The following is a 24,635-nucleotide window of genomic DNA, read 5'->3' as shown; positions in this document are numbered from 1 at the left end:
TCTTTTCAGCCTTCATGACTGAAACTTCGATGAATCTGGAAGCGCTGTGATCACCGAGGTACTGTTCGTGAGGCTCGGCAGCGGTATCGGCAAGGCGAAAGGGACCGTCGTGAAGCCCACCATGGCCGCTGCCCAGTTGCGCGGCAGTCTGACGCAGTACCTCACGACGACGTACGCCCTCGCCGACGAGGGCACCCGGCGTGCCCTGGAACGCTTCCTCGAGCATCCCGAGACGGGGATCTTCCGGGGGCCGTACCTCCGTATCCGGACACCGTTCCACGTGGCCGACGACAGCTGGCAGCGGGAGCTGGAGTGGACGGCCGGCTTCCCCGGCTTCGCCCCGTACCGGCACCAGGCCCGGGCATGGGCGCGGCTGTCCACGCTGCACGGCCCGGCCCGGCCGACGCTGGTGACCACCGGGACGGGCTCCGGCAAGACGGAGTCGTTCCTGATCCCGGTGCTCGACCACTGCCGCCGCGAGCGGGCTCGCGGCAACCGCGGTGTCAAGGCCGTCCTGCTGTACCCGATGAACGCGCTCGCCACCGACCAGGCCGGCCGCATCGGCGACTACCTGGCGCGGCCCGAACTGGCGCAGGTGACGGCCGGTCTGTACATCGGCGACCGGCCCGACACGGACTTCCGCCGGGTGATGACCCGGCGCGAGGAGATGCGCGTGTCGCCGCCGGACGTGCTGATCACCAACTACAAGATGCTCGACCTGCTGCTCCAGCGCGGCGAGGACCGCTCCCTGTGGGAGGACGCCGACCTCACGTACGTCGTGCTGGACGAGTTCCACACGTACGACGGGGCGCAGGGCACCGACGTGGCCATGCTGCTGCGGCGGCTGGCAGCGGCGACCGGTGCGTCACGGCCGGGCCGGCCGCTCGGGTCGATCTGCCCGGTGGCGACCTCGGCGACCCTGGGCGAGGGCCCGGCGGACTCCGCGGGCAAGGAGACGGGCGGCATCCTCGACGTGGCGTCGCGGGTGTTCGGGATGCCGTTCCCGGCCGACGCGGTGGTCGGCGAGGAGCGGATGACGGCCGAGGAGTTCACGGGCGCCGTGGACTACGAGCTGCCCGAGCCACCCACGCCGCAGGAGGTCATCGCCTGTTCCGGCGGTCCGGGGGTGGAGGCCCAGCCCGGTCTGCTGGACCTGGACGGGCTGGCGCAGCGGCTGCTCGGCCGCGCCGGCCTCGACGCCTTCCGCATCGGACGGCTGCTCAAACGCCACGACTTCACCCACGGCGTGCTGTCGCTGCTCGGCGGAGAGCCGCTGGACGAGTGGGGGCTGCGGGACCGGCTGGCCCGCTTCGGGTACGCGTGGGGGCGCACCGCGCGGGAGAACCCGCAGCTGGTGCTCCAGGCACTGTCCCGGTTCGTCGCCCTGCTGTCGGCGGCGCGCGATCCCGAGTCCGACGAGCGCCGGCCGCGGCCGCTGCTGCACATCGAGGCCCACCTGTGGATCCGGCCCGTCACCCGCGTGCTGCGCGGTGTGGGAGCGGCGCCGGAGTTCCGCTGGTACGAGGACGACCGCACCGCGGCGCGCCGGGCCGCAGTGCACGCCGCACCGGTCGGCGACGAGGAACCCGACGGCTCGTCCGGCGGCTGGCCGTCGCCCTCCGCACGGCCGCAGCCGCTGCCCGGGGCCGACACCGCCGTCCGGCCCGCCGAGGTGCATCTGCCCGCGGTGTACTGCCGCAACTGCGGCCGTTCCGGCTGGGCAGCGCTGTCCCCCGAGGCGGACCCGCAGCGGCTGGTCATGGCGCAGGACCGGATCTGGCGGGCGTCCGTGGGCCGGGACAAGCGGCGCCTGCGCTACTTCATCGCCGCCACGCAGGGCGAACGGCAGCAGACGCTGGACGCGCTGACCGGTGCGCGGCCGTCGGATGGCGGCGGAGTCGACCCGCTGTCGGTGGTGGTCCTCGACGGCGGGCAGGGCACCTACCGGCTGCCGACGCCGTCGGACGCGGGCGACCTGATCGACGCCTGGTTCGCGCTGGCCGTGCTCGACAAGAAGTCGGCCGACCGGGCCGCCAAGGACGACCGCTGCCCGGCCTGCCACACCGACAACAGCATCCGCTTCCTCGGCACCGCGCAGGCGGCGCTCGCATCGGCGACCGTCACCCAGCTGTTCACGGGCGGCGACATCGCGCTCGTACCGGAGGAGCGCAAGACGCTGCTCTTCAACGACTCCACGCAGGACGCGGCCCACCGGGCCGGATACGTCGCCAACGCCTCGTACAAGTTCTCGCTGCGCTCGCTGCTCGCCCACAACCTGGACGAGTCGGGCGCGCCGACCGCGCTCAACGACCTGATCGGGCACGTCCTGGAGTCGGTGGACGACCCCGAGGCGCTGGCCGCCGTCGTGCCGCCCGACCTGCACGACGAACCCGGAGTCGACCGGCTCCTCTCCGGACGCGGCACCGGCGACGCGCGGACGTGGAAGCTGATCGGCGAGCGTCTCGCCTTCGCCACCGTCATGGAGTTCGGGCTGCGCAGCCGCATGGGCCGCACCCTGGAGCTCACGCGGACCGCCGCGGCCGAGGTGGTCGTCGCCGAGCCCGAGCGCGTCACGGCGCTCGCCCGCGACCTCCACCTGGCCCTGCCGGGCCAGCTCCTCGTCACCGGCGGGCTGCCCACGCCCGACCGCTACCTCGCCTACGTCCGCGGCCTGCTGGAACGGCTGCGGCTGCGGGGCGCGGTGCACCACCGGTGGCTCGACACCTGGATGAAGGAGGCCGGCACCAACCGGTACCTCATCTCCGGCCGCCGGCCGGAAGGCATGCCCGCGTTCCCCGAAGGCGTGGCCCCGCCCCGCTTCCTGCTGGACGGGCAGAAGGACAGGTCGGAGTTCGACGCGATCACCGGCCGGCTGGGCTGGTACCAGGACTGGACCCGCCGCTGTCTCGGCCTGGACGCCGCCGGCGCCACCGAGTACCTGCGGCGGCTGCTGCCCGCCCTCGCCGACGAGCGGGTCCTCGCGGTGCGCACCGCCCGGGACCGGCAGACACGGCTCTACGGACTGCAGCCGGGGCACATCGAGGCACGGCTGCTCGACGACGCCGTCGTCAACAAGGCGTTCGTCAGCTGCGAGGACTGCGGCTGGCAGCAGGTCGTGGCGCCGGAGCGCCGCACCCGCTGGTACGGGCACCCGTGCCCGCGCTACCGGTGCAAGGGACTGCTGACCCCGCCCCAGCCCGGCATGCCGCGCAGCGGGGCCGGCACCTCCGGGTCCGGCTCGGCGGTCCGCGAGCGGGACTACACCGGCGACTACTACCGCCGGCTCTACCTGACCGGCGGGACGTTCCGCGTGGTCACCGCGGAGCACACGGGCATGCTCACCAGGCCCGAGCGCGAGCGCGTCGAGCGCAGCTTCAAGGCGGGCACGCACTACACCGACCCCAACGTGCTGTCGTGCACGCCCACCCTGGAACTCGGCATCGACATCGGCGAGTTGTCCGCCGTGCTGCTCGGTTCGCTGCCCAAGGGCCCCGCCAACTACGTGCAGCGGGCCGGCCGTGCGGGACGCCGTACGGGCAACGCGCTGGTGGTCGCCTTCGGCGGGCGCCGCGCCCGCGACCTGTACTACCTGGACGAGCCGTCGGAGATGATCGCGGGGACGATCCTTCCTCCCGGCTGCTACCTGTCGGCCGTGGAGATCCTGCGCCGCCAGTACACGGCCCGGCTCCTCGACCTCGCGGCGAGCGGCGGGCTGCGGACCTCCGACGGCGAACTCCTGCCGCCGGTGCCCCGGTTGTCCTCCGCGCTGTTCGGCACCACGGGCTGGTGCCAGGATCTGGCGGACGCCGCGCAGACCCACGGCGCCACGCTGGTCGAGGAGTTCCTCGCCCTGTTCCCGGGGGGCGGCGACGATGCCGACGGCGGCGTGTCGCCGTACGCGGCGGACGAGCTCAGGGCGTACGCCACCGGCGGCATCGTCCGGGCGCTGCAGGAGGCGGAGGAGGACTGGACCGGCCGGCGCGAGGAACTCCGGCGCAGGATCGCCGCGATCGACGAGGCCGCCGAGCACCTGGTCCGCACGGACGTCGTCCAGGACCGCGAACGCCGGGAACTGCTCGCCGAACGGCGCGGCGCCGGGGACCTGCTGCGGGAACTGAGCCAGTCGAGCGCGCACGGCACCCTGGTGGAGCTCGGGCTGCTGCCGAACTACAGCCTCACCGACACCACCACGCAGCTGGAAGCGACGCTGTACTGGACGGAGACACCGGACGACGAGGAGGACACCCGGCCGGAGAACCCCGCGGGCGACCCGGCCAAGCGGGTGTACCGCAGCGAGACGCGGGACTACGAACGCTCCCGCAAGCTCGCCCTGACCGAACTGGCGCCAGGGAACAGCTTCTACGTCAACGGCTACCGGCACGTGGTGCGCGCGCTCGACGTCGGCACCCCGGACCGCCGTGCCTGGGCCGAGTGGCGGCTCTGCCCGGCGTGCGGGTACGTCCGCACGCACGACGCCAGGAAGGACACCAGCCCGTGTCCCCGCTGCGGAGGGCGGGAGATCGCCGACGCGGGCTGCGTGCAGTACGTGCTCCAGCCGCGGCGCGTCGTCTCCCGTGACAAGCGGGACGACGCCCGGGTGCGGGACGACCGCGACGAGCGGGACCGCCGCCACTACGCGGTGCTCACGACGGTCGACGTCGACCCGGAGCGGATCACCCCCGGGTCGTGGCGGCACGAGACGGCCGTCTTCGGCGTGGACTTCACCCGGCACGCGAAGATCCGCACACTCAACCTGGGTCTCGACCGGGAGGAGGGCAGCAGCACCGTGCCGCTCGCCGGTGCGGACGTGCGGCTCAACCCCTTCTATGTGTGCACCAGTTGCGGCGGCGCGACGGCCGAGGGCCGCCCGGTCGTGGACGTGCCCCAGCACGCGCTGACGGACTCCGGCGCGGCGAGCACCGCGGCCGCCGCCCACCACCTGCTGTGGTGTCCGCGCCGCCGGACCAGGGAGACCCCGGCGGCCGGGCCGGCCGAGCAGCAGGGCAAGGGGGAGGACGTGCCGCTGCTGCTCGCGCACGAGCTCACCACGGAGGCGGTGCGCATTCTGCTGCCCGCCTCCGTGGCCCGCGCCAAGGAGCGCCTCGCGTCGTTCACCGCGGCGCTGTTCGCAGGCATCGCGGCGCAGTACGGCGGCGATCCCGACCACATCGACATCGCCGAGGCGACGATGCCCGACCACCTGGGCGCCGACGGCTCCGACTGGCCGCGGCGCTTCCTCGTGGTCTACGACCGCCTCCCGGGAGGCACCGGTTATCTGCACCGGCTCGCGTCCGCGGACGGCTTCCGGGACGTGCTGCTCAAGGCGCGGGACGTCATCGAGGACTGCGGATGCCGCGAGAAGGGTCTCGACGGCTGCCACCAGTGCCTGCTGCGACGCGTGCCGGCGGCCGACTACGACAAGGTCAGCCGCAACGAGGTGCGGCAGATGCTGGAGGACCTCCTCGGCGAGGACGGTTCGCGCTGGCGGACCTCACCCGTCGCGACGACCCGGCACATCCCGCTGGAGCGGCAGGCCGAGAGCGATCTGGAGATCCTCTTCATCGAGACGCTCCAGGAGTGGGCGAGGCTCGCCGATTCAGGAGCCACCGCCGACGCGTACACCACGTCGGCCGGCACCTACGCGCTCGACCTGCGGCTGACGGGCGAAGACGGGGCGACCGTGAGCTGGCGGGTCTCGCAGCAGCGCGCGCTGGACGGCACCCGGCCCGACATACTCCTCGAACGGCTCGACGCGCCCGGCCCCCGCGTCGCGGTGTACCTCGACGGCTTCGCCTACCACGCGACCCCCGAGCACAACCGGCTGGCCGACGACGCTTCGAAGCGCACCGGTCTGCGCAGCGAGGGACTGCGGGTGTTCCAGCTGTCGTACGACGACGTCAAGGAATGGCGCGAGCGCGTACGGGACACCGGATACGCGGCGGCGGGCCCGGCCGACCCGGTCTGGCAGCCCTACCCGGCGGACGCGCAGAACCGGGCCCGCGACTACTACAGCCGCATCGGCGGAGGGCTGCCCGGCGAGCTGTCCGACGCCGTCTGGGTCAACCCCGCCCGGCTCCTGCTCGCCTATCTGCGGACGCCCGACGCCGCGCGCTGGCAGCGGCGGGCCGAGGCCGCCGCCGCGGGGCTCGTCGGCGCGGCCGGCGTCCGCGCCGCCGCCCTCGGGACGGACGGCCTCGGGCCGGCCCTGCTGTCGGCGCTGGGCGGCGGGACGGTCACGGGTCCGGCGGGACCGGTCCGGCTCGTGTACGGGCCCGACGCCTCCGGCTGCCGGCTCGTCCTGGCCGCGGACGGCCGGCGCACCCCGCCGGTGTGGACGGGTCTGACCGTGCTCGACGACAGCGCCGAGGCCTTGGCCGACGCGCGGGCCCACCGGCGGCGCTGGCGGGCCTGGTTGTACTGGAGCAACGTGCTGCAGTTCCTGGACCACGGGGGCGGCGACAGCGCCCAGCTCACCACGAGCCTCGTCGAGGGCTTCGCCACCGAAGCGCTGACCGTGACCGGCGGCGAGGGATGGCTGCAGTCCGCCCGGACCGAGCTGCCCCGGGAGGAGTCGGCACCGGTCGCGGCCGAGGCGGCGGCGGTCGAGGTCGGCGCCGTCCGGGACGGCACACCGGCGGCCGCGGTCACCGCGGCCTCCGCCGGAGTGGCGGCGGCCGCCGCCGAGCCGGTCGGCTCTCCGGCGGCCGGCCGGGACCCGGGCTGGGACCCGGTGCTCGAACTCCTCGACCCCGACGAGGCGGGCCTGGCCGAACTGGCCCTGGCCCTGGCCCTGGCCGGAGTGCCGGCGCCCGAGGACGGTTACGAGCTCGACGAGCGGGGCTGGCAGGCCGAACTGGCCTGGCCCGCGGCCCGCGTCGGCGTGGTCCTCGCCGCCCGCGACGACGGCCCGGAACCCGACCACGAGGCCGCGGACCGCGACAAGGCCTTCGCCGCGGCCGGCTGGGACGCCCGTACGGCGCCGGCCTGGGACGCCGCCGAACTGGCCGCCCGGCTGCTCGGCCGGGACCGGGACACCAACCACGACCGCACCAGTGACGGGGAGCACACACGATGACCGCCTCGGGCGTGACGCTGCGCCTGCTCGACAAGGCCGACAAGGAGATCCTCAAGCTCCCCCGCACGGTCAAGGGCGCCTTCTTCGACTTCCAGCACAAGTTCAAGACCAACCCGCACACCACCGGCCTCAAGCTCCAGCAGCTCAAGGGAGACAGCCGGCTGTGGTCGGCGCGCGTCAGCGACGACTACCGGGCGCTGCTGATCCGGCTCGCCGAGGACGACTGGCTGATCGTCTCCGTCAAGCACCGCAAGGACGTCTACGACCGGCTGTCCGCACAGGTCAACCAGGTCACCGGCGGCATCGAGTACGTCGACCTGGAGGTCGTGGAGGAGAGCGTCCTCCGCCGGCTTCCCGCCCCGCCCGCCCCGGCGCCGGCCGCACCCGAGGCCCCCACGCCCGAGGCGGCCAAGCCGCGGGAGCTCTTCGCGGCCTGGACCGACGCCCAGCTGTCCGGGCTCGGCGTCGCCGAACCGCTGCTCCCGGTCATCCGGACGCTCACCACAGAGGACCAGCTCCTCGGCCTGGTCGAGTACGCGCCCCAGCTCACCGGCGAAGTGCTGCTCGCACTCTTCGACGGCAAGGCGTACGACGAGGTCCTCGACCAGGTGACCGCGCCCGTCGCCGTCGCCGAACCGGTCGACCCCGACGACTTCCAGGCGGCGGCACAGCGCCCGGCCACGGTGGTCACCACCTCCGACGAGGCACTACGGGAAGCCCTGGAGGGCGGCGACTTCAGCCGCTGGAAGGTCTTCCTCCACCCCACCCAGGCCAAGCTCGTGGAACGGCGCTACTCGGGCCCCACCCGGGTCGGCGGCGGACCCGGCACGGGCAAGACCATCGTGGCCCTGCACCGGGTGCGCCATCTGGTGGGGCAGCTGCGGCCCGGCCGTGACAAGCCGGTTCTGCTGACCACCTACAACAAGAACCTCGCCGCGGACCTCCGGTCCCGGCTCCTGGAACTGGGCGGCGAGGAGCTGCTGGCCCGGGTCGAGGTCAGCCACGTCGACCAGCTGGCGCTGCGCATCGTGCGCGAGGCCGAACCCGGCAGCGGCAAGCAGGTGATGGACGACAGCCAGGCCGTACGGGAATGGCGGGCGCTGCTCGACGAGCTGGGCGAGGAGAGCTGGGACCCCGAGTTCCTGCACGACGAATGGACCCAGGTGATCCTGGGGCAGGCCGTCGCCACGCGCACCGACTACTTCCGCGCCCGTCGCGCCGGACGCGGACGGAACGTCACCCGGGGCGAGCGCGCCGAGATCTGGCAGCTCGCGGAACGCTTCACCCAGCGTCTCGACCGGCTCGGGCGCCAGACCTGGGACCAGGTCGCCGAGCGCGCCGCCCGTCTGGAGATGGGCCGCGAACAGCGGATCCTCTCCCTCACACGTCAGCGGGAGGAGGCCGGCGGCCTCGACAACATCCACGTCGCGGACGGCTCGGGCGGCTGGCTGCGCTTCCGGTACCGGCACATCGTGGTGGACGAGGCCCAGGACCTGCGCCCCGCGCACTGGAAGATGCTGCGCGCGATGGCGCCCCGGGAGGCGGACGACCTGTTCCTGGTCGGCGACACCCATCAGCGCATCTACAAGAACCAGGTGACGCTCGGCAGCCTGGGCGTCAACATCCGGGGCCGGTCGTCGAAGCTGAGCCTGAGCTACCGCACGACACGGCAGATCCTCCGCTCCGCCCTCGACGTCCTGGGCGAGACGGACTACGACGACCTCGACGGCGACAAGGAAACCCTGGCGGGCTACCGGTCCGTGCTCAGCGGACGGCAGCCGTCCGGGCACGCGTTCGTGGACTGGGCCGCCGAGCGGGAAGGGATCGCGGCCCTCATCGAGAGCTGGGACGCCGACCCCGACATGCGCATTCCGCACGAGCAGATCGCCATCTGCGTGCCGACGAACCAGATGGCCTCCGAGATCGGTTACACGCTCGGCACGCACGGCATCCGGCCGGTGGAGATCCGTGCCGACGGACCCCAGGGCGACGGTGGGGTGCACGTCGGCACGATGTTCCGCTTCAAGGGGCTCGAGTACCAGCGGATGATCATCGCGGGTGTCTCGGACGGCCTGGTGCCGCGCGAGGCGGTCAGCCGGCTGCGCACGAGCGATCCGGTGCGGTACCGCCACGAGATGCAGCGAGCCCGCTCGCTGCTGTTCGTGGCGGCCACCCGGGCCCGGGACAGCGTGGACGTCTTCTGGCACGGCCGGCCCAGTCCGTTCCTGGGCTCCGCGCTGACGCGGCAGGCGTAGCCCGGTAGCGGGATCGCGAGGGGGCGTCAGGCGCCCTCCTCCGCCGTCTTCGTGAGGGTCAGGTCCGCCTTGCCCTCGGTCACTCCGCCCGGTGGACCAGCCGCCGTGCTCGTGTTGTTCGCCGGGGCCGGGTCCGTCTGGCGGGCCGTGGCCGTGGCCGTGTTGCGGATGTCGGTGCCGTCGCCCTCGTACGCGGGGTCCAGGCGGACCTCGATGGTCCAGCTCGCCGACTCGCCGACCCGGAGCGAGCCGCGCTGCGGGCAGGTGACCTGCCGGCCGGTGTGGGTGCAGCCGTCGGGTGAGGCCAGGAAGGCGAGGGGGGTCGGGAGGGTGTCCGTGACCGTGATGTCGGTGGCGTCGGCCGGGCCCCTGTTGACGGCCGTCAGGGTGTAGCGGAAGGTTTCGCCCGGGGTCACCGGCCCCTCCCCCACCGCCGTCTTCTCCGCCGCGATGTCGGCCGGGCCGTCCGTCACCGTGGTCGTGGCGGAGGCGGCGTTGTCGGTGGTGTCCATCTCGGTGCGGTCGGCCGGGGCGGTGACCGCCGCCGTGTTGGTCAGGGTGGTCGGCGAGGTCGGGGCGGTGCCCGTGATCGTGTAGGTGACGGTGCCGCCGCGGGCCAGGTCCGCCGTGGTGTCCAGCGGGCCCGAGCCGGAGGCCGCGCCGCAGCCGCTGCCGCTGGTGGCCGTGCAGGTCCAGGTCACGTCCCTCAGGCCGGGGACGGCGTCGCGGACGCGGGCGCCGGGGACCGGGTTGGTGGCGTCGTTGGCCACCTTGACCGTGTAGGTGACCTTGCCGGAACCGGCCGGGACCGAGGCGGGTGTGGCGGTCTTGGTGATCGACAGGTTCGCCGGCACGTTGACCTTGAGGTCGCCGATGTCGTGGTTGTTGGTGGCGCCGCCCGTGGACGCCGAGAAGCCGATCTTGAGGGTGGACGGCAGGCTCGGCTGGCTGGTGATCTTCGTGATGTCGTAGTCGCTGATCACCTTCTGCATCGTGGTGCCGGGTCCGGAGTCGGACCAGACGCTGAGCAGCACCTTGCCGTCCGAGGGGAGGACGAGCACCCGGACGGTGCGGTAGTCGCCCTGGCCGGTGGTCTCGACGGTGCCGCCCGGGCCCGCGGCGGCGGTGGCGTAGCGGTAGCCCGTGGTGCCGTTGCCGCCGCCGCGCACCACGATCCTGTTGGGCGCCGGGCCGGGACCTCCGTTGCCGACGAGGCGGTCCGAGAAGTTGCCGAACTCGTCGAACCCGATGCCGAGATAGGCGCCCGGCAGGCCGTTGTTCACACAGGGGTTGGTGGAGCTGGACGTGGTCCGGGAGCAGGCGTAGCCGAGCGCTCCGCCGAACTGGCCGACGCCGTTGGCCGCCGCGCCGTTCACGAGGAAGAAGGCGAGGCCGTCGCCCCGCCGGCTCTCGAACGCCTTGCCGCCCCAGGAGGCGTAGCTGAACTCGGCCAGGAAACCGAGGCTGGAGGAGAAGGCGTCGTTCATCCGCCAGGTACCGGCCTGGCTGTTGTTCGCGTTCGTCAGTCGCAACCAGCCGTCCTTGACGTAGGTGGCGCTGCCGGAGGTGCTGCCGATGCCGTCGGCGCCGTCGAACGGCTCGTGCACGGGGAAGGTGGCGTCCGCCAGCCGGGCCGCCGTGTCGCGGGCACCGGGAGCGGAAGCGGCGGCGGGCGGGCCCGGTGGCTGCCGGCCATCGTGCGGTGCGGGTGCGGCGGCGGTGAGGGCGGCGGCCGTGAGGGCCGCGGTGCACAACGCCGCCAGGAGGCGGGGCCGCCGCGTGGTGCGTCGCCCGTACGGGCGGGTTCCTGATGAGGTGTTCTTCACGTTGAAAAACCGTTTCCCTCGCCGGGAGCCCCGGCCGGTTCCCCGGCCGGGGCTGTCGCTGAGCGGTGGGTGTGACCCGCCGCCGTGCGTGTGCGTCAGTCGGTGCCGGAGGTGTCCCTGGCGGACGTGTCCGTGGAGGACGTGCCCGTGGAGGACGTGCCCGTGAGGGACGTGTCCTTACGGGACTTGGCCGCGTCGGACGGATCCTTCCGGGACGGGTCCTTACGGGACGGGTCCGCGGAGGACGCGTCCTTGCCGGACTGCGCCGGGCCCGGCGACTTCGTGCCCTCCTTCGTTTCGGTGGCCTCCTTGTCCACCTCGAGGTCGGCCTTCGCCTCGTCGACCTTGCTGCCGGGCACGCCCGTGACCGTGCTGGAGTCGTTGCCGCTGTCCGGGTCCGCGGTCGTGGACGAGACGGTGGCGGTGTTGGTGATGTCGGAGCCGTCGCCCGTGTAGTCGGGTGCGAGCCTCACCGTGATGGTCCAGGTCCTCGACTCGTTCGGGCCGAGCTTCGCCTCCGGGCCGCAGGTGACGGTCTTGCCGGCGGCGGTGCAGCCGCTCGCGGAGCTCACGAAGGAGAGCTGGGCGGGCAGCGTGTCGGTCGCCTTGACGTCCTTCGCCTCGGACGGACCGTGGTTGGTGACCGTGATCTCGTACGGGAAGGTCTCGCCGGGCGAGATCGGCGTGCTGCTGCCGAGCTTCTTCTGCGCCTTCAGGTCCGCGCTCGGGGTGCCGGTCCTACCCCCGGGCAGCTTGGTGGTGCTGGTGTCGTTCTTGCTGTTGGGGTCGATGTTCGCGGCGGTGACCGTGGCGCCGTTGAGGATGTCGGTGCCGTCCCCGGTGTACGAGGGGTCGAGCCTGACCGTCAGCAGGTACTCCACCTTCTCGCCCACCTTCAGCGGCGTGGTCCTGGCGCAGCGCACGACGTCGCCGTCGTACGTGCAGCCGGACGGGGTCGTGGAGACGTACGTCAGCTCTTCGGGGAGCTTGTCGGTGAGGGTCACGCTGTGCGCGTCCGAGGACGGGCCGTCGTTGGCCACGGTGATCCGGTACTGGAACTCCGTGCCGGGAACGGGCGGCGTGTCGCCCACCGGCTCCTTGACCACGCTGAGGTCCGCCGTCGGCGGGTTGACCTTGTTGCCGGGCACGCCCGCGGGCCTGCTCGTGTTGTTGCTCGTGTCGGGGTCGCTCGTCTCGGAGGTGACGGTGGCGATGTTCTGGATGTCCGAGCCGTCACCGGTGTAGCCGGAGTCGAGCTTGACGGTGAAGATCCAGGTCCTGGACGCGCCGGCGTCGAGCGTGGCCAGCGTGCCGCAGCTCACCCGCTGTCCGAGGGCGGTGCAGCCGTCCGGGGACTCCACGAAGGTCAGCCGGCTCGGCAGGGTGTCCTCGATGCTGACGCCCTCGGCGCGCGACGGGCCGTCGTTGGTGACCCGTACCGCGTACTGGAACGTCTCACCGGGCGCCACCGGGATGTCGGTGACGGTGGTCTTGTCGATCCGTACGTCCGCCTTCGGGGTGTCCACCTGCGGGTAGACCTGGTCGGAGGTGTTGTTGCGGGTGTCCGGGTCGGGCGTGTCGGAGCGCGCCGTGGCCGTGTTGGGCAGGTCCTTGCCGTCGCCGGTGTACGCCTGGTCGAGCTGGACCTCGAACGTCCAGCTGACGGACGCGCCGGGCGCCAGCACCGGCACGGGGCCGCAGGTGACGTTCTGCTGCGTCTCGGTGCACTCGTCGTCGGAGGACACGTAGTTGAGCTGCCGGGGCAGGGTGTCCGTGGCCTTGACGTTACGGGCGTCGGACAGGCCCCTGTTGGTGACGGTGAGCGTGTACGAGAACGACTCGCCGGGTGCCACGGCCTTCGTCTGCACCACCGACTTGGTGGCCACCAGGTCGGCCTTCGGGTCGAACGGACCCGGCGGGACGACCGGCGGGTTGGTGTTGTTCTCCTTGTCGGGGTCGGTGGTCCCGGAGTCGGTGACGGCCGCGTTGCCGAGGTCGTCACCGGTGCCCTCGTACGAGGGCTTGAGGCGCGCGACGAAGGTCCAGGTCTTCGACTTGCCGACCGCGAGTTCGGCCTCGGGGCCGCAGCTGACCTTCTGGCCGACGGCCGTGCACCCGTCCTTCGAGGACTCGAAGACGATGTTCTCGGGCAGCGTGTCGGTCGCGGTGACGTTCCGCGCGACCGACGGACCCTTGTTGGTCACCGTCAGCGTGTACGTGATGAGGCCGCCCGGCGGGACCAGCCGGCCCGCGGCGCCGGGGCCGGCCGCGCGCGTCACGCTCGTCTCGAGCTGCGGCGCCGCCGCCGTCGCGGCCGTCCCGACCGCCACGGCCGGAGTCGCGCCCCACAGCGGCAGCACGCACGCGATCACACCCGCCAGCCACGGCAGGGGCCGCCCGGTTCTCCTTCTTGCCATCGGCATCGTTTCCTGTTCTCTCCGCCCCGGCGGGGATGCCGGGGCATGCGGGGAAGGGTGGCGTGGGGGTCGCACGGCCGCGACGACGGCGACGGCGACGGCGACGGCGGCAGCGCGACGGGTGGGCCCGCTGGTCCGGGCGCGGTGGCTCGGCTCCGCCGGCCCGGGCCGGGTGGCTCGGACCGCGGGGGCCCTGGCGCGGTGGTTCGCACCGCGGCGGCCCGGGCCGGGTGGCTCGGCCCCGCCTGCCCGGGCCGGGCCGCCCGGGTCGTGGGTCGGAGCGGGCGGCCCGGGGCGACTCAGGGCTTACGGCGCCGGCGGGCGCGGAGCACCAGGCCGGTGCCGGCGAGGAGCGCCAGGCCCGACGTCATCGGCAGCCACACGGGAACGCCGTTCCCGGTGTCCGGGAGCGTGTGGTCGTGGTCGTGATGGTGGTGGTGGTCGTCGTGCGTGGGGGTCGGCGAGGGCTTGGGGCGCGGCCGGATGGGCACGCCGCAGTCGCCGACGACCGTGCGCGTCTTCTTCCCCACGGTGGCGGTGTTGTTCCCGGTGTCGGGGTCGTGCACCGCCGAGGCGACCCGGGCGGTGTTGTCGACCGTGGCGCAGTCGCCGTCGAAGTCACGGGCGAGCCGTACCGTGATGCGGTACTCGGCCGTCTCGCCGGGCGCGAGGGCGGCCGAGCCGCCGCAGGTGACCGTGGCGCCGTCGGCCCGGCAGCCGTCCGGGGAGCCGGCGAAGGACAGCGCGCGGGGCAGCGGGTCGGTGACCGTGACGTTCCGCGCCGTGGACGGACCCTGGTTGCGGACCGTCATGACGTAGGCGTAGGTGTCGCCGGGGGTGACCGCGTCGACGCCGCGCGGCAGTTCGTACCGCTTGCCGAGGACGAGGTCCGCCGATGCCGGGGCGGGCTTTCCGCCCTCGCCCGGGAGTCCGGTGAGCTCGGCGGTGTTGTTGGAGTGGTTCGGATCGTCGGTCTTCGCCCCGGCGCGTACCCGGTTGACCAGGTCGGAGCCGTCGCCGGTGTATCCGGGTGCCAGCCTGACCCGGACGGTGTACGTCACGCGGCCGTCCGGGGCGAGGGCCGCGTGCTCGGGGCATGCGACGGTCCCGCCGTAGGCACCGGCCTCGCCCGTGCAGCCGTCCGGGGAGTCCGCGAAGGCCAGTCCCTTCGGCAGCCGGTCGGTCAGCCGCACGCCGGTCGCCTGCGAGGGGCCGTGGTTGCGGACGGTGAGGGTGTAGGCGAAGACCGTGCCCGGCACCACCGGTTCCTTGCCGGCGAACTCCTTGGTGACGGCGACGTCCGCGCGCGGACGCTCCACCTTGCCGTCCGGCGGACCGGCGCCCGGGTGCGGGCCGGTGTTGTTGTTGAGGTCCGGGTCGGAGGTCTCCGACGTCGCCGTGGCCTGGTTGAGGATGTCCGAGCCGTCGCCGGTGTACGCGGGGTCCAGGCGTACGGTGACGACCCACGAGACGGTCTGCCCCGGGTCCAGCGTCGCCACAGGACCGCAGGTCACCTTCCGGCCCTTGGCCGTGCACCCGTCCTTCGAGGACACGAAGGAGAGGACGGCGGGAAGCGTGTCGGTGGCCATGGCGTTCCTCGCCTGCGCGGGACCGTGGTTGACCACCGAGATCCGGTAGTCGAAGGTCTCGCCGGGCGCCACGGCACGCGGCCGCACGGGAGGAAGGACCACGAGGTCGGCCCGCCCGGGCGCACGCCCCCGACCGCCGGTGCCTGTGGTGCCGCCGGGGGCCGGCTCTGTGGCCGCGGGCCCGGCGCCCGGCGGGGCAGCAGCCGGCGTGTCGGCGCCCGGCCTTCCCGAAGGCGTCGCCACCGCCCCCGGCTTCCCCGATGTCGCCGTCCCCGCGGCCGTCGCTCCCGCCCCCGGCTTCCCCGCGGCCGTCGCTTCCGCCCCCGGCTTCTCTGCAGCCGTCGCTCCCGCCGCTGTCGTCCCCGCGCCCGGCTTCGTCTGGCGACCCGTCACCGGGCCGTCCTCCTCCCGGTCGCCGTTCGGGGTGCGGGGCCCGGTCGTCGCTTCCGGTGAGCGGGAGGGCCCGGCCCCGGAGCCGCCGGTTCGCGACGAGCCGCCTTCCTCCGTCGCGCAGTCCCGCCGACCGTCCGGGGCAGCCTGAGGGCCGGTCTCGCCCAGCGTCTGACGGGCCGTCTCACCGGGCGCCCGACGACCCGCCTCGCCGAGCGCCGCCTGACGGTCCGTAGGGTGCGACGTCCCGTGGACGCATCCGCTGCCCAGCCCGTCCGGGAGCGCGGGAAGCGCCGCCGTCGCGGGCAGCGCCGACGCTCCGGAGAGCACCGCCCCCACCAGCACGCCGGGGATCGCGTACGCGGCCGTACGCCGCCGCAGCACCGCCGCCCCCGCACCCGCCCCAGACCCCGACCCGGCTCCCGCCCTGGTCCTGGACCTCGCCCTCGCCACCGTGCGACCGCTCGCCATGCAGGCCCTCGCCTTCCCGCACGGGGGCAGTCCGACCCCACGTGCCCGTGCACTGACAGTCCGTTATGTGAATTTTGTGCACGCATGGCGTGGTCGTGACGTGTCGTCATACGCCGAACGGTGCGGCACCCGTGTCCGGGCTGCTGTCGGAGAGGGACGGGAAGCACCGCGGCGCCCCGTCGGAGCCGGCGGGGCGCCGTCGGTCCGTGCCGGACCGGGCCTCAGTTCTGCAGGTACCAGGCCAAGCTCAGGATCGCGCCCACCTGGACCGCGAACAGGCCCAGCAGGACGCGGTGGCGGCGGGTGTTGGAGAGGCCCGCCAGGGCCGGGTAGGCGAGGAGGGCGGCGGCGGCGACCACGTTCACGATGAAGACGATCGCCGGCGGCCTGGTGGGCTCGTCCGCCGTGCGGTTCGCCCAGCCGGTGACGACCTCGAAGCTCGACAGGAGGATGAAGACGGCGGACAGGACGTTGGGGACCGCGGTGAGGGCCGCGTGCGGTGACGAGTCGTCATCGGGGCGCCGGCCGATCGCGAGGAGGAGGCCGACGCTGTAGAGGACGGTGACGGCGGGGATGAGGGTGAAGGTGAGGATCAACGTTTCTTCGCTCCTCCCGCAACGCCCGGGCGGTGCGGGTCGGCTCCGTGGCCGGGGTCAGGGGGCATCGGTGACCTGGAGTGCCGCTTCCGTACCGGAGGCGATGGCTCCGGCGATCCAGGCGTGGTAGCGGGGCTGGCAGTGGTCGCCCGCGAAGTACAGGACGTCGTCGACCGGTGCGGCGACGTGCGGACCGAGGCTGAGGAGCTGCCCCGGCGTCTCGATGACGGCCTCGCCGAGGGCCCAGCGGTTCCGCAGCCAGGACTGGGAGACGCAGCGGTCGGTGGCGTACCGGCGGATGCGGTCGCCGTAGAGCGAGGCGAGGTGGTCGAGGGCCTCGGTGCGCCGGTCCTGCGGGGTCAGGGCGTCGAATCGCAGCGCGTCGCCCGCCCAGTTGTACGCCGCCAGCACCACGCCGCCCGGTGCGCCGTCGTCGGACGGGTGGGACGGGAAGTACACGAACCGGCAGGCCTCGTCCGAGACGCAGCCGCCGCCGACGGCCGGCACGGCCGGGCCGTGCGGCGCGGGCCGGTAGGCGCTGCCCAGCTCCGCCTTCCAGGTGTCCTCGTCCCACTCCCACCACCGGCGGGTGAACTCGACCAGGACCTTGTGCGCGGTGTCGTGGTGGAGTTCGATGACGGCGCGCCTCTTGCCGTACGGCAGGATCGGATCGAACGTGACGTGCCGGAGCGCGGCGAAGGGCACCGCCAGCACGACGGCGTCGGCCTCGTACGTGTACCGCGACGGTCCCGTGCCGCCCTGGTACGCCTCGTCCTCGGGGCCCGTCTCGGGCGCGGCGTGGAGGGTGACGCCGCTGCCGTGCCGGCTCACGCCGGTCAGGACGCGGCCGGTCTCGATCCGCAGGCCGCGGGACAGGGCCCGGGTGAAGGTGTCGGTGCCGCCGGTGAACTCGAAGTACGTCATGGAGGGGTTGAGGTCCAGGGCGCCGAAGGCGGAGTGCAGCAGCCCGTAGGACAGTCGGCTGGTCAGGTTCTCCAGGGTGCCCACGGCCTGGATCTGGGCGGTGTCCCATCCCGCGACGCCGGTGAGGTACTGGTGCAGCGACATGTCGCCCAGGTCGTCCAGGAGCCGGGCCATGCCCTCCACCCGCTCCACGATGGGCTTCTCCCCCCACGACCCGTCCGCCTTCCGCGTCCGGGTGTAGGCGCGGGTCTTCTCCAGGGCTTCGGCCCAGGCCTGGGAGGCGGGTGTCGCGCTGTCCCAGCCGAAGCTCTTGTTGATCGGCCGCGGGTCACGCAGGTACTCGGCCTTGGTCACGGTCTGCCCGTTGACGTGCAGGAACCGGCTGCCCTGGGACGCCGTCGCCCGGTACGGCGCCCGGGTGCCGGTGGCGAACGTCTCCCCGGTCCACGAGCGGTACGTGATCCGGCTGTCGCCCGAGACCAGGTCCGGAGAGGGCGGTACGTCGAGCAGGTGGAAGGGCCTGCGGGCCACGCGGAGCGAGTCCGCGAGCGCCAGGGTGAGCACATGGGTCGAGGGGATGCGCATGGCCCCGGCCTCGGCGCGCAGCCGCGGGTCCTGCCAGACGTCGCCGCGGAAGGTCTTGATCCGCCCGCCGATCCGGTTGCTGTTGGCCTCGATCACCCGCACGTCGTGTCCGGCCGCCGTCAGCAGCCGGGCACACGTCAGCCCGGCGACACCGGCGCCCACGACGACCACCCGCCGCCTGGCCTTGCGGGGCAGGCGGGCGTCGCCGGTGAGGAGCCGCAGATAGCGCAGGGTCAGATCGGTGTGCTTGTCGTCCGTCAGCAGCACCCGGCGCGCCATCGTGAGGGCGGCCTCGGCGCGGGCGGAGCCGGACGGCGCGCGGCCGGGTGCGGCCCCGGGGGCCGGGCGGGCCGGTGCCGCCTGGGCGGCTCCGGGAAGGCTGGTCGCGGCTGCCGTTCCGGCCGCTGTCGCGCCGGAGATATGGATGAACGTACGACGGTTGATCATGGCGGTCAGACTGGCACCGGCCGCCACTCCTTCGGATCAGCGCGGCGCGGCAGTCGGGCGAATTCACCCGATCGCGCTCACCCGATCGCCCGCCCGTCGACGCTCGACGTCTGACGACGTCTGGCGACGCCTGTCGACGCCTGGCGACGCCTGTCGACCGGGCGACGTCCGGCGTCGACTCGCGATGTCTGGCGACGCCGGCGCCATCCGGCGCTCTCCTCGGCGCCACCCGGTCCCTCGCCCCGGCGCCACCTGGTCCCTCGACGCCACCCCGTGCCCCCGACGCCACCCCGTGACGTCGACCGAGCCGCCGTCGTCGCGACCGGGGCCGCTCAGCCGCCCGGCATCATGCCCGCGCCGCCCTTGAGGCGCTCGATGTCCGAGGGGCGGACCTTGATCACGAAGAGGGCGATGAGCGCTCCGACGACGGCGAAGATCGCGGCCGTGACGAAGCCCGCCGAGACGCCGGCGGTCAGCACCTCGTTGCCCCACGGCGGCGGAAGCTCGCCGGTGCGGGCGAACGCCGCCTTCTGCAGCGGGGTCGCCTGGGAGAGGAAGGCGGGGACCTGGGTCTGCGCCTCGTCACGGCTGTACGTGCCGAAGACCGTGACCAGAATGGACAGGCCGAGCGAACCACCCACCTGCTGGGTCGCGTTGAGCAGTCCGGAGGCGGCGCCGGACTCGCGCTGCTCGACGTTCGACAGCGCCATGATCGTCAGCGAGACGAACATCAGGCCCATGCCGAAGCCGAAGACGAGGATCGGCCCGAGGATGCTGCCCGCGTACGTGGAGTGCACGTCGGTCAGGGTCAGCCACGACAGGCCCACCGCCGCGAACACGGAGCCCGTCACCATGAAGGGTTTCGGCCCGTATCGGGGCAGCAGGTTGGAGGTGAGACCCGCGCCCACCGCGATGATCGCGCTGACCGGCAGGAACGCGAAGCCCGTGGCCAGCGGGCTGAAGCCGAGGACCTGCTGGACGAAGAGGGTCAGGAAGAAGAACATGCCGAAGATCGCCGCCGCCAGGCACAGCATGATGGCGTACGTGCCCGAGCGGTTGCGGTCGGCGAACATGTGCAGCGGTGTGATGGGCTGCTGGGAGCGCCGCTCGATCAGGATGAACCCGGTCAGGAGCACGATCGCCGCGACGAACGAGCCGATCGTGTACGGGTCGCGCCAGCCCTCCTGGGCGGCCCGGATGAAGCCGTACACCAGCGCCACCATGCCGAGCGTGGAGGTGAGCGCGCCGGCGAGGTCGAAGTGGCCGGGGTGCCGCTCCGACTCCTTGACGTGGCGCGGAGTGAGGAAGGCGATCAGCAGGGCGATCGGCACGTTGACGAAGAAGATCCAGCGCCAGTCGAGCCATTCGACGAGCATGCCGCCGGCCACCAGGCCGATCGCGCCGCCGCCCGCCGACACACCGGCGAACACGCCGAAGGCACGGTTGCGTTCGGGACCCTCTTCGAAGGTGGTGGTGATGAGGGACAGCGCGGTCGGCGAGGCGATGGCGCCGCCGACGCCCTGGAGGGCGCGGGCGGCGAGGAGTTGCCACTCCTCCTGCGCCAGTCCGCAGAACAGCGAGGCGAGTCCGAAGAGCAGGACGCCGAAGACGAAGACCCGGCGCCGCCCCAGGATGTCGCCGGTGCGCCCGCCGAGGAGCAGCAGACCGCCGAAGGTCAGCGTGTAGGCGTTGACCACCCACGACAGGCTGGTCGTCGAGAAGTCGAGCGCGCTCTGGATGTGCGGGAGCGCGATGTTCACGATGGTGATGTCGAGGACGACCATCAGCTGGCAGGAAGCGATCACGAAGAGCGCGATGCCCTTGCCGTCGCCATCCGCCTTGCGGGCGACGGTCTTCTGCGGGGTGGTCGGCTTGGGATTGCTCATGGCACATCGCTCACCTGGGGGAGCCGTGGGCCGGTCAGTCCACCTTTCGACACTAAGCCCCGCCCCCAGAGGTGACCAGTTGATCTCTTCGGGGGCGGGACGGAGGCGGCTCGGGGGCGGGAGGGAGGCGGCTCGGGGGCGGTACGGAGGCGGTACGGAGGCGCGTCGGCGCGGCCTACGGGCCGTCCGGGGCCGTCAGTCGACGACCGCGAAGCCGTCCACTTCGACCAGCGCCTGCTCGTCCCACAGGCGTACGACCCCGATCACGGCCATGGCCGGATAGTCCCGGCCGGCCAACCGGTGCCAGATGCGGCCGAGTTCGTGCGCGTGGCGGCGGTACGCGGCGACGTCCGTGGTGTAGACGGTGACCCGCGCGAGGTCGGCGGGCGAGCCGCCGGCGTGGCGGAGGGCGGCCATCAGGTTGCCGAGCGCGGTCTCGAACTGCTCGGGCAGGGTCTCGCCGGTCACCTTGCCGTCGCGGTCCAGGCTGGTCTGTCCGGCGAGGAAGACCAGCCGGGTGCCCGTGGCGGTGACGGCGTGGGAGAACCCGGTGGGCGGGGACAGGTCGGCCGGGTTGTGCCGGTGCAGGCTCATGACACGGCTCCGAGGGAGGGAGTGGCGGGGGACTGTGGAGATGCCGGGGGCTGTGGCTGCGCGGCGGACTGCGGCGGCGCTGGGGTCTCCGGAGGCTGCGGAGGTGCCGGGTACCGCGGTGGCGCGGGGGGCTGGGAAGGTGCGGAGGGCGGCTCCGGCGTGGGTGCGGGCGTGGCGGGCCGACGCCGTTGGTAGAGCTCCTTCGCGATGATGGTGCGCTGCACCTCCGTGGCGCCCTCGTAGATCCTCGGCGCCCGGACCTCGCGGTAGAGGTGTTCCAGGAGGTGGCCGCGCTGCAGGGCGCGGGCGCCGTGCAGTTGCACCGCCGCGTCCACGACGTACTGCGCGGTCTCGGTGGCGAGCAGCTTCGCCATGGCCGCGCGGCGCGGTACGTCCGGGTCGCCCCGGTCGTACGCCTCGGCCGCCGCGTACACCAGGAGCCGCGCGGCCTCGGTGCGGGTGGCCATCTCGGCGACCTGGTGGGCGACGGCCTGGAGGTCCGCGAGGACGCCGCCGAAGGCGGGGCGCGCGGCGGTGTGGGCGAGGGCGGCGTCGAGCGCGGCCTGCGCCATCCCGACGGCGAAGGCGCCGACGCTGGGCCGGAAGAGGTTGAGCGTGTGCATCGCGACCCGGAAGCCCTGGCCGGGCTCCCCCAGCACGTCCTCGGGCCCGACCGGCACCCCGTCGAAGACGAGGGAGCCGAGCGCGTGCGGGGCGAGCATGTCGAGGGCCTCACCGGAGAGGCCGGGACGGTCGGCGGGCACGAGGAAGGCGGTCACGCCCGCGGAGCCGGGGCGCGAGCCGTCAGGGCCGGAGCCGGAACCGGGGCGCGAGCCGTCAGGGCCGGAGCCGGAACCGGGGCGCGAGCCGTCAGGGCCGGAGCCGGAACCGGGGCGCGAGCCGTCGGGGCCGGAGCCCGTTCCGGGGCGGGGGGAGCCGTTCGCGCTCCCGCCCGTACGGCGTCCCCCGCCCCCGCCCGTACGGCTCCCCCCGCTCCCGCCCGTACCTCCACCCGCGCTCCCGCCCGTCCCGTCGCCCGTGCGCGCGAAGACCGTGATCAGGTCCGCCTCCGGTGCGTTCGAGATCCAGCGCTTCTCGCCGTACAGCCGCCAGCGCGGCGGGCCGCCGGGGTCCGTGTCCGGGTCCGGTACGGCCTCCAGGGCCAGCGCCGCCGCGTCCGAGCCCGCGCCCGGTTCGGAGAGGGCGAAGGCGGCGACGGCGCGGCCCGCGACGACCTCGGGCAGCCAGCGGGCGCGCTGGTCCGGGGTGCCGAAGGCGGCGACCGGGTGGGCGCCGAGGCCCTGGAGGGCCAGGGCGGTCTCGGCCTCCGTGCAGGCGTGGGCGAGGGACTCGCGCATCAGGCACAGGTCGAGGGCGCCCGAGTCGAAGAGGCGGCCGATCAGGCCGTGGGCGCCGAGCGCGGCGACCAGGGGACGGTTGACGCGGCCCGGTGCGCCCTTGTCGGCGAGGGGCCGCAGCTGCTCGGCGGCGAGCGCGCGCAGCTCGGCACACCAGGCGGTCTGTTCCGGATCGAGCGAGAATGCGGCCATCGGGGCCCTCTCCGGCGCGTCCGCCGGGCGCCGGGCGGACGCCTGCGGACGAGCACCTGTATCGCGAACCGTTGACTGTCGTCACCATCACGATACGCTCGTGGAGCCACGGTCGACCCCGTCACGACGATTTCGACGGACATCCGAAGATCCACGACGACCCCACCGACAGGGGGACGGACGCATGGAGCTGACGCCCTCGGCGCACCTGGACACCTTCGCCCGCGACCATCTACCACCCGCGGAGCAATGGCCGCACCTCCTCTTCGAGCTGCCCTCCCTCACGTATCCCGAACGGCTCAACTGCGGCACCGAGCTGCTCGACCGTACGGTGGAACGATTCGGCCCGGACCGCGAGGTGTTCCGGGACGGGGAGGGCCACGTCTGGTCGTACGGGCAGCTGCGCGAGCGCGTCGACCGCCTCGCGCACGTGCTCGTCGACGACCTCGGCGTCCGCCCCGGCAACCGGGTGCTGCTGCGCGGCCCCACCACTCCCTGGCTCGCCGCCTGCTGGCTCGCCGTGATGAAGGCGGGCGCGATCGCCGTCACCGTCCTCGCCCAGCAGCGCGCCGGGGAGCTGGCCGTGATGTGCGAGATGGCGCGCTGCAGCCACGCCCTGTGCGACGTGCGCGCCCTCGACGAGCTGCTCGAGGCCGAGGTGCCCGGGCTGCGCGTCACGCCGTTCGGCGGGGACGGGGCCGACGACCTGCTCAGCCTGGCCAGGGGCAGGCCGACCCGGTTCGAGGCGGTGCCGACCGCCGCCGACGACGTGGCGCTCATCGCCTTCACCTCGGGCACCACCGGGCGGCCCAAGGGCTGCATGCACTTCCACCGCGACGTGCTGGCCGCCGCCGACACCTTCTCCGCGCACGTCCTGCGCCCGCGGCCGGACGACGTCTTCGCCGGCTCGCCCCCGCTCGGCTTCACCTTCGGTCTCGGCGGGCTCGTCGTCTTCCCGCTGCGCGCCGGGGCCCGCGCGGTGCTGCTCGAACAGGCCGGGCCGCAGCAGCTGCTCGCCGCGATCGACCGGCACCGGGTGTCGGTGCTGTTCACGGCGCCGACCGCGTACCGGGTGATGCTCGACGAGCTCGACAAGCCCGGCCACGACCACGACCTCGGCTCGCTGCGCCGCTGCGTGTCGGCCGGCGAGAACCTGCCGGCGGCCACCTGGGAGGCCTGGCGGGAGCGGACCGGCCTGAAACTGATCAACGGCATCGGCGCGACCGAGCTGCTGCACATCTTCATCTCCGCCGCGGACGGCGAGATCCGCCCCGGGACCACCGGCCGGCCCGTGCCCGGCTGGCAGGCCCGGGTGGTCGGCCGCGACGGGACGGGCCTGAAGGACCTGCCGGACGGCGAGGAGGGCCTGCTCGCGGTGCGCGGACCGGTCGGCTGCCGCTATCTCGCCGACCCGCGCCAGGCGGACTACGTGCACGACGGCTGGAACGTCACGGGCGACACGTACGTCCGCGACCCCGACGGCTACTTCCGCTACGTCTCGCGCGCCGACGACATGATCATCTCGGCCGGCTACAACATCGCGGGTCCCCAGGTGGAGGAGGCGCTGCTCGCCCACCCGGACGTCGTCGAGACGGCCGTGATCGGCCGGCCCGACGAGCTGCGCGGGCAGGTGGTGGTGGCGTACACGGTGGTACGGGACGGGGTGCCGCGCGACGGGAGCACGGCGACCGCGCTGCGGACCTTCGTACGGGCCCGGCTCGCGCCGTACAAGGCGCCGCGCGAGATCGTGTTCCTGGACGAGCTGCCGCGCACGGCGACCGGCAAGATCCAGCGCTACCGGCTGCGGGACGACGGGGGAACGGGCCGGCGGCCGGGGACGGACGCGCAGACGGCGGAGGGCGAGCCCGCGGGGCGGGCCGAGCGGTTCGAGAAGGACGAGCGGACCGGGAAGGACAAGCCGGCCGGGCGGGCCGAGCCGGCCAGGCGGGCCGAGCGGACCGGGAAGGACGAGCGGACCGGGAAGGACGAGCGGGACGACGGGGTGGGATCCGTGGTCCTAAAGTGATCAC

At 73.6% G+C, this 24,635-nt stretch carries 11 protein-coding genes; 3 read left to right on the top strand and 8 right to left on the bottom strand.

Going from position 1 to position 24,635, the window contains the following annotated elements:
* Positions 1–109: 109 nt before the first annotated feature.
* Positions 110–7,075 (top strand): DEAD/DEAH box helicase, encoded by a 6,966-nt coding sequence (locus tag ESG85_RS19545; RefSeq protein ID WP_128981186.1) that lies wholly within the window; start codon positions 110–112, stop codon positions 7,073–7,075.
* Entirely contained in the window at positions 7,072–9,330 is a 2,259-nt protein-coding gene (locus ESG85_RS19540) for a UvrD-helicase domain-containing protein (RefSeq protein ID WP_128980977.1), read from the top strand. Before ESG85_RS19545 ends, ESG85_RS19540 begins: the two co-directional genes overlap by 4 nt.
* 26 nt (positions 9,331–9,356) lie before the next feature.
* Here the strand turns inward: ESG85_RS19540 and ESG85_RS19535 are convergent, their stop codons facing one another.
* From ESG85_RS19535 to ESG85_RS19500, 8 genes are all read right to left on the bottom strand, one after another.
* Positions 9,357–11,156: a lectin-like domain-containing protein gene (locus ESG85_RS19535; protein WP_128980975.1), complete on the bottom strand. Its 1,800-nt coding sequence runs from the start codon at positions 11,154–11,156 to the stop codon at positions 9,357–9,359.
* A gap of 95 nt (positions 11,157–11,251) precedes the next feature.
* Positions 11,252–13,573, bottom strand: coding sequence for a COG1361 S-layer family protein (locus ESG85_RS19530; RefSeq protein ID WP_219825201.1), 2,322 nt, complete (start codon positions 13,571–13,573; stop codon positions 11,252–11,254).
* A gap of 299 nt (positions 13,574–13,872) precedes the next feature.
* Positions 13,873–16,023: a DUF11 domain-containing protein gene (locus ESG85_RS36660; protein WP_281288059.1), complete on the bottom strand. Its 2,151-nt coding sequence runs from the start codon at positions 16,021–16,023 to the stop codon at positions 13,873–13,875.
* 221 nt (positions 16,024–16,244) lie between these two features.
* Positions 16,245–16,619: a hypothetical protein gene (locus ESG85_RS19520; RefSeq protein ID WP_128980971.1), complete on the bottom strand. Its 375-nt coding sequence runs from the start codon at positions 16,617–16,619 to the stop codon at positions 16,245–16,247.
* A gap of 57 nt (positions 16,620–16,676) precedes the next feature.
* Positions 16,677–18,575, bottom strand: a complete 1,899-nt coding sequence (locus tag ESG85_RS19515; protein ID WP_128980969.1) for a flavin monoamine oxidase family protein — start codon at positions 18,573–18,575, stop codon at positions 16,677–16,679.
* Positions 18,576–18,907: 332 nt separating this feature from the next.
* Complete coding sequence (locus ESG85_RS19510) at positions 18,908–20,461, bottom strand: MFS transporter (RefSeq protein ID WP_128980966.1); 1,554 nt, start codon at positions 20,459–20,461, stop codon at positions 18,908–18,910.
* A gap of 195 nt (positions 20,462–20,656) precedes the next feature.
* On the bottom strand, positions 20,657–21,055 hold the full coding sequence (locus ESG85_RS19505; RefSeq protein WP_128980964.1) for a RidA family protein: 399 nt from the start codon (positions 21,053–21,055) through the stop codon (positions 20,657–20,659).
* Positions 21,052–22,605 carry an acyl-CoA dehydrogenase family protein gene (locus ESG85_RS19500; protein ID WP_246095162.1) on the bottom strand — a complete coding sequence of 518 codons (1,554 nt, stop codon included), beginning with the start codon at positions 22,603–22,605 and terminating at the stop codon, positions 21,052–21,054. The genes ESG85_RS19505 and ESG85_RS19500 overlap by 4 nt, the downstream gene beginning before the upstream one ends.
* 184 nt (positions 22,606–22,789) lie before the next feature.
* Between ESG85_RS19500 and ESG85_RS19495 the strand changes: the two genes are divergently transcribed.
* Positions 22,790–24,631 carry an AMP-binding protein gene (locus ESG85_RS19495; RefSeq protein ID WP_128980962.1) on the top strand — a complete coding sequence of 614 codons (1,842 nt, stop codon included), beginning with the start codon at positions 22,790–22,792 and terminating at the stop codon, positions 24,629–24,631.
* Positions 24,632–24,635 lie beyond the last annotated feature (4 nt).

Origin of the sequence: Streptomyces roseicoloratus, assembly GCF_004117935.1 — a bacterium.
Taxonomy (GTDB): domain Bacteria; phylum Actinomycetota; class Actinomycetes; order Streptomycetales; family Streptomycetaceae; genus Streptomyces; species Streptomyces roseicoloratus.
This window is presented reverse-complemented; position numbering and strand designations above follow the sequence as displayed.

Coding starts and splice junctions, on each gene's coding strand:
- ESG85_RS19530 (WP_219825201.1), bottom strand. CDS start 13,573: ATGGCAAGAAGGAGAACCGGGCGGCCCCTGCCGTGGCTGGCGGGTGTG.
- ESG85_RS19495 (WP_128980962.1), top strand. CDS start 22,790: ATGGAGCTGACGCCCTCGGCGCACCTGGACACCTTCGCCCGCGACCAT.
- ESG85_RS19540 (WP_128980977.1), top strand. CDS start 7,072: ATGACCGCCTCGGGCGTGACGCTGCGCCTGCTCGACAAGGCCGACAAG.
- ESG85_RS19505 (WP_128980964.1), bottom strand. CDS start 21,055: ATGAGCCTGCACCGGCACAACCCGGCCGACCTGTCCCCGCCCACCGGG.
- ESG85_RS36660 (WP_281288059.1), bottom strand. CDS start 16,023: ATGGCGAGCGGTCGCACGGTGGCGAGGGCGAGGTCCAGGACCAGGGCG.
- ESG85_RS19510 (WP_128980966.1), bottom strand. CDS start 20,461: ATGAGCAATCCCAAGCCGACCACCCCGCAGAAGACCGTCGCCCGCAAG.
- ESG85_RS19500 (WP_246095162.1), bottom strand. CDS start 22,605: ATGGCCGCATTCTCGCTCGATCCGGAACAGACCGCCTGGTGTGCCGAG.
- ESG85_RS19515 (WP_128980969.1), bottom strand. CDS start 18,575: ATGATCAACCGTCGTACGTTCATCCATATCTCCGGCGCGACAGCGGCC.